Origin of the sequence: Methanoregula sp., assembly GCF_002835825.1 — an archaeon.
Classification (GTDB): domain Archaea; phylum Halobacteriota; class Methanomicrobia; order Methanomicrobiales; family Methanospirillaceae; genus Methanoregula.
The window spans coordinates 1-5449 of the sequence record NZ_PIZH01000136.1 but is presented as its reverse complement, the minus strand read 5'-3'; the positions used below and the strand labels follow the sequence as shown (position 1 = coordinate 5449).

General features: G+C 51.9%; 3 protein-coding genes. All 3 read left to right on the top strand.

Annotation, left to right across the window (positions count from 1 at the left end; genetic code table 11):
• Window positions 1–63 precede the first annotated feature (63 nt).
• Entirely contained in the window at window positions 64–1596 is a 1533-nt protein-coding gene (locus CW742_RS06305) for a hypothetical protein (protein WP_292418015.1), read from the top strand.
• Between the two features lie 3 nt (window positions 1597–1599).
• On the top strand, window positions 1600–3435 hold the full coding sequence (locus CW742_RS06300; protein WP_292418012.1) for a PKD domain-containing protein: 1836 nt from the start codon (window positions 1600–1602) through the stop codon (window positions 3433–3435).
• Window positions 3436–3752: 317 nt separating this feature from the next.
• On the top strand, window positions 3753–5449 hold a 1697-nt coding region (locus tag CW742_RS06295), incomplete at its 3' end, for a type IV pilin N-terminal domain-containing protein (RefSeq protein ID WP_292418009.1).

Below are 5449 nucleotides of genomic sequence, written 5' to 3'. Positions count from 1 at the left end.
CGCTTCAGGACGTACCGGCTCCTAAAAACCTTTATGGGATGACCTTACACGGATTATTAGAATATGAAGGCAGGATTCGGAGCACGAGGAGGAGAGTTGGGGCTCTCCGAAGTGGTAGGATTTGTTCTCATTATTGCCCTCCTTATGGCAGTTTTTTCCCTGTACCTGACCTATGGCGTACCGGCACAGGGTAGGGAGAACGAGATCCTGCACATGAATACGGTCAAGGACCAGTTCATCAATTACAAGATCGGTTTGGATGCCCTTGCCAATAACAATAAAGTGGGAACCACCGTGAGCAACTCCTTCACGCTGGGTTCTGAGGCGGCATATACGGAGGGCGTCATGGCATTCATCCCGATCATGAAGCCGGTGAATTCCGGGGGAGTATTCTCCATCAACCGTCGGACCAATGAGCCTGAGACGCTCACGATTTCCTCCCGTTCGCTCGTTGCTGATCCGTTAAATGCGACAGCCCGGACAGCGGAAAATCTCCCGGCAACGGTCAATTACACGCCCGGGCATGTGTTTGTCACTGTCTCTGGCATCCAGAGTTCGGATCTTTCGGCCAGCAGTCGATTCGGGGGAACGGTGAACACGACATCATGGACGGTATATGTTAATCTCACGCCCCAATCGACACTATATCAGAACTATAAAAGTATAGCAACAGGCTCAGCAAACCCGTGTGAGGTATCCCCACAAATACCGAATCCGACACAAAATGGGACGCCAATAGAATTCAGAGATGCCACTAATACCCGTGCGTGTCTGGTCCCAATGAACGCGTACGCCTACAACGGCACAGATCTCTCCCTTACCGTGAAGAAAAAGGGCATCGTCACGATGGAGAATTACCCGGTATACCGGAATATCCAGGCTGGCACACCCTATATAATTGATCTCATGGATCCGGCCTATGGTTTGAGTTCATCGATTGCTCCTTCAGAATATATCAGCATCAGGAATGACCTCCCCCTTGGATCCATTGCGGTAACAGGAAATATTACCTACAATTTTATTGAAACAACGTATCAGATCTCTCCCATTACGCTGGGTGCCGTCGATTACCGCTCCCAGAACAATTACTGGATCTCGCAGGAGTACTATTACCAGATGGGTGGTGTCTTCCTCTCCCAGATTGACGGCAACAACACCTACAAGCTCCCCCCGGCAATTACCTTCTCGATGGATAATTCCAATCCATCCCGCCCGGTTACTCTTGTCACGGTCAATGCAATGAGCATCACTAACCCGTACGGGGGCAGCGTTGTCGGGGGCAACAGCCCGGTCCAGGTTAAGACAACGCTCGATTCCCTGTATACGTTCCCGTACGCCGATGGGATTGCAAATACCAAGTGGATCCGTATCGGAGTAGACACACCGGACGATCAGGCGCGGGCAATGTGGAAGAATTATTTCGATTATACTTCCCGGGTTGCCGGCCTTCCTGATGAAACGGAGACGGGAATTGCAGGAACTGAGAGTTACATTATTATCCACGGGACCGATGCTGCCGATACCGGCGACTATGACATCAAAGTCGTGGCCACCAACGCCACGTACGCCGCATTGCTGTATGGCGTGGGTGGATGAGTAGTGAATCATTTCCGGAACCAGCAAGGGGTTTCTGATGCCGTTGGTTCGATACTCCTTATATCGGTTGTCGCAACGGCCATCGCGATAATCGCAGTCGGTGTCTTCTCCCAGCCTCCTCCTGAAAAGATCCCTGCCGTCTCGATGGAAATGAAGACTGCTGGTAATACCATCCTGATCACGCATGTAGGAGGTGATCCGCTCCCAAAGAGCGAAACCAGGATTATCGTCGACGGAAATGAGCTGACCGCATCGTTCAGCAGGCTCGATGGTGCCCCCTGGACAGACTGGCTTGTCGGAGACACCCTTGTTTATACCGTGCCTGCGAACCAGGCAACGCCCGACTCTGTGAAGGTCCTGTATGTAGGCAAATCGTCTGCACGTATCCTCTGGCAGTCGGGTTCGGATATTACCGGGGGAGGTGTCACTACGAACACCACAATATCGCCTGTTACGACTACCACAACTGCCGTGCCGCCCACGATTAACCCTGACTTCAGTGGAACTCCTACATGGGGATACCAGCCCCTTTCGGTACAGTTCACCGATGCATCTGCCGGCCCGGTAGACCAGTGGAACTGGACTTTCGGTGACGGCAAAAACTCCACCTTGCAGAATCCTCAAAATACCTACTCAACTCCGGGAACGTACACGGTTTCCCTGACTATCACAAATATCACCTATGGAATTTCAAGCACGGTAACAAAGGTCAGTTATATCACAGTACAGCCATTCTCTGCGGACTTCAGTGGGACTCCTACATGGGGATACCAGCCCCTTGCCGTGCAGTTCACCGACGCATCTGTTGGCAAGGTGGATCAATGGAGCTGGAGTTTTGGCGATGGCAATGGCTCCACCCAGAAGAATCCTCAGTATTCGTACCCCGATGCCGGGAATTACACTGTTAACCTGACCGTGACAAATGTCACGTACGGCATATCTCGCACGGCAACAAAAATCAATTATACCAATGTGCAGTCATTTGGTGAATACGTCAGTAACGAGAGTGTTTTTGTCTACGGGACAAAGTTATCCTTCGCGGGAGATACGATTACCGGTGAAAATGCCACGGTTGTCATAATGGGTTCTCTGGACTCAACCGAGCTGAACCTGAATTCAGCGATTGCGGTAAACACCATCTATATCAATGGAGATGTAAACTTCGGCTCCGGCAGTGCCAGTCTGGGATACCCCGGAAAGATAGGGAATACGTACGTGACTGGTAACCTGAACATCGCAAGCGGAAACCACATGATCTATGGTAATGTGAATACTTCCGGTAATGCCAATTTGGCCGGTGCAAATATCCGGGATACGGTGACCGTGAATGGAGATGTAAACCTGGGCTGGTCTACCGTGTTTGGCACCAATGCGCAGGTGTTCTATACCGGAGCGCTGACAAAACCTGCCTATTATTCGAAGCCCGAAATAGAATCGAAATGCACCCACGTGGACAGCGTGCCGGGATTCACCGTCCCTGATCTGCCGATTCCCCTGGCGAAATCCGCCAGCTGGTACTCCGATAAAGGATACACGAACACGGTCCCGCTGAGTTCCAACACGAAGATCTATTCGGCCAGCAGCTACACCTCAACAGTAGCAGGAACGGTATCCAATGTGATTGTTGTCGCGGCTGATGGCGACATCACCCTTTCGGGTGGCGGCAGTCATGTTTCCGGCATATTGTTTGCCCCGAAAGGAAGAGTTACGTTCAGCGGGGACTCCTTTGAAGGTGTTGTCATCGCCCGCGATGGCCTCTATGTTCCTTCCGGTGGAACCGATATCACGTTCAGGGATCTCAGCGATTATGTCGCAGTACCAGCGGACTACCCGTTCTAGGGTTCGTATTCACGCCCCCATTTTCTACACGCATGACCGGCTAAACAGAGGGAGGGTTTTTTATGATGCACCCCCTCTCTGTCGGCTTTCGTAATTGCGAGAGTATCTGACGCAGAGAGACTGGAATTCTCCAAGATTCTCCGTTTTTGTCAGCTCTCTGTTTTTGCTATGAATGGTAGATTAAAATACCCCTTCGTCCCAATACCAATCCAGTACTCAGTTGCATGATTACCCGGGCGGTCGGATGACCTGTGCTGCACAAGACAGAAAGGGTCAGAACCCACGAACGCGGCGTTTCTGAAACTATCAGTGCCGTGATGCTGATTGCAGTTACAGTGTCAGCCATAGCGATCATATCCGTTTTTCTCCTGTCCCAGCCCCCCCCGCAGAAACTTCCGGCACTGGAAGCGGTAATCTCGAATACGGGTAATACTGTCCAGATCCTCCATAACGGGGGGGACACGCTCCAGTACAGCGATTTCCAGGTTAGGATAGATGGCCAGACAGTCGCACTTCCTGCAGGCACGGACACGGCATGGTCATCCGGGGAAACTCTCACATTTGAAGCCCCCGGTGCGAAGACCGTCCAGATCCTGTATACAAGGGACGGCGCTGCGACAACTGCGGTGATGACGTCAGCAAATTTCGGCGGAGTGTCAAATTCATCAACATCCATGAACATCATGGCGGGTGCAGGGGCGGGTGGCAGCATTTCGCCCGCAGGTGCCGTGCGCGTTGTCTATGGTGGGAGCCAGACGTTTTCCACCACCCCAAATTCCGGATACCGGATCACCGATGTGGTAGTTGACGGTGACTCTGTGGGTGCGGTTTCAACCTACACATTCAGCATGGTCACCAAGAGTCGTGCCATCTATGCTGCGTTTGCCAAAAACCCGGTCATCACTGCATCTGCCGGGTCCAATGGCGCGATCAGTCCATCGGGGGAAGTGAGCGTGAGTTATGGCACGAGTCAGGTCTTCACGATAACGCCGGACGCTGGCTACCGGGTGCTTGAAGTTACCGTTGATGGAAACCCATTGCCTGATGCCGTTTCTGAATATACGTTCGCCAATGTCAACCAAGACCATACTATCAGTGCCACCTTCGCGACAAACCCGGTTATTACAGCATCGGCGGGATCCGGCGGTTCAATCTTCCCGCCAGGGAACACATCGGTGACGTATGACGGGAGCCAGTCATACGTGATAACTGCGGATCCAGGGTACCATGTGCTTGACGTTCAGGTGGACAGCATATCGCAGGGAGCGATAACGACCTATACCTTCATAAATGTGACTACAAGCCGAACAATTGCGGCAACGTTTGCCATCAACCAGTATACAATCAACGCTACGGCCGGTCCGAATGGAGCCATCTCTCCGGCAGGAATTACCTCAGTTGATTATGGAGGGAACCAGTCATACACAATAACGCCGGACACCGGTTACAAGGTATCAGATGTTATTATCGATAGTGTATCAATCGGTCCTCTGACGAACTACACGTTTTCGAATATAGCGGCAAACCATACGATCTCGGCTACGTTTGCGATCAACCAGTATACAATCAATGCGACAGCCGGTCCGAATGGAGCGATCTCGCCGTCAGGAATCACAACCGTGAACTACGGCGGGAGCCAGGCATATACAATAACGGCGAATACCGGGTACCATATCCTTGATGTCCAGGTGGACAGCGTATCGCAGGGAGCGATAACGAACTACACGTTCACAAACGTGATGGCTGACCACACGATTGCCGCAACGTTTACGATCAACCAGTATACAATCAATGCGACAGCCGGTCCGAATGGAGCGATCTCGCCGTCAGGAATCACAACCGTGAACTACGGCGGGAGCCAGGCATATACAATAACGGCGAATACCGGGTACCATATCCTTGATGTCCAGGTGGACAGCGTATCGCAGGGAGCGATAACGAACTACACGTTCACAAACGTGATGGCTGACCACACGATTGCCGCAACGTTTACGATCAACCAGTATACAATCAA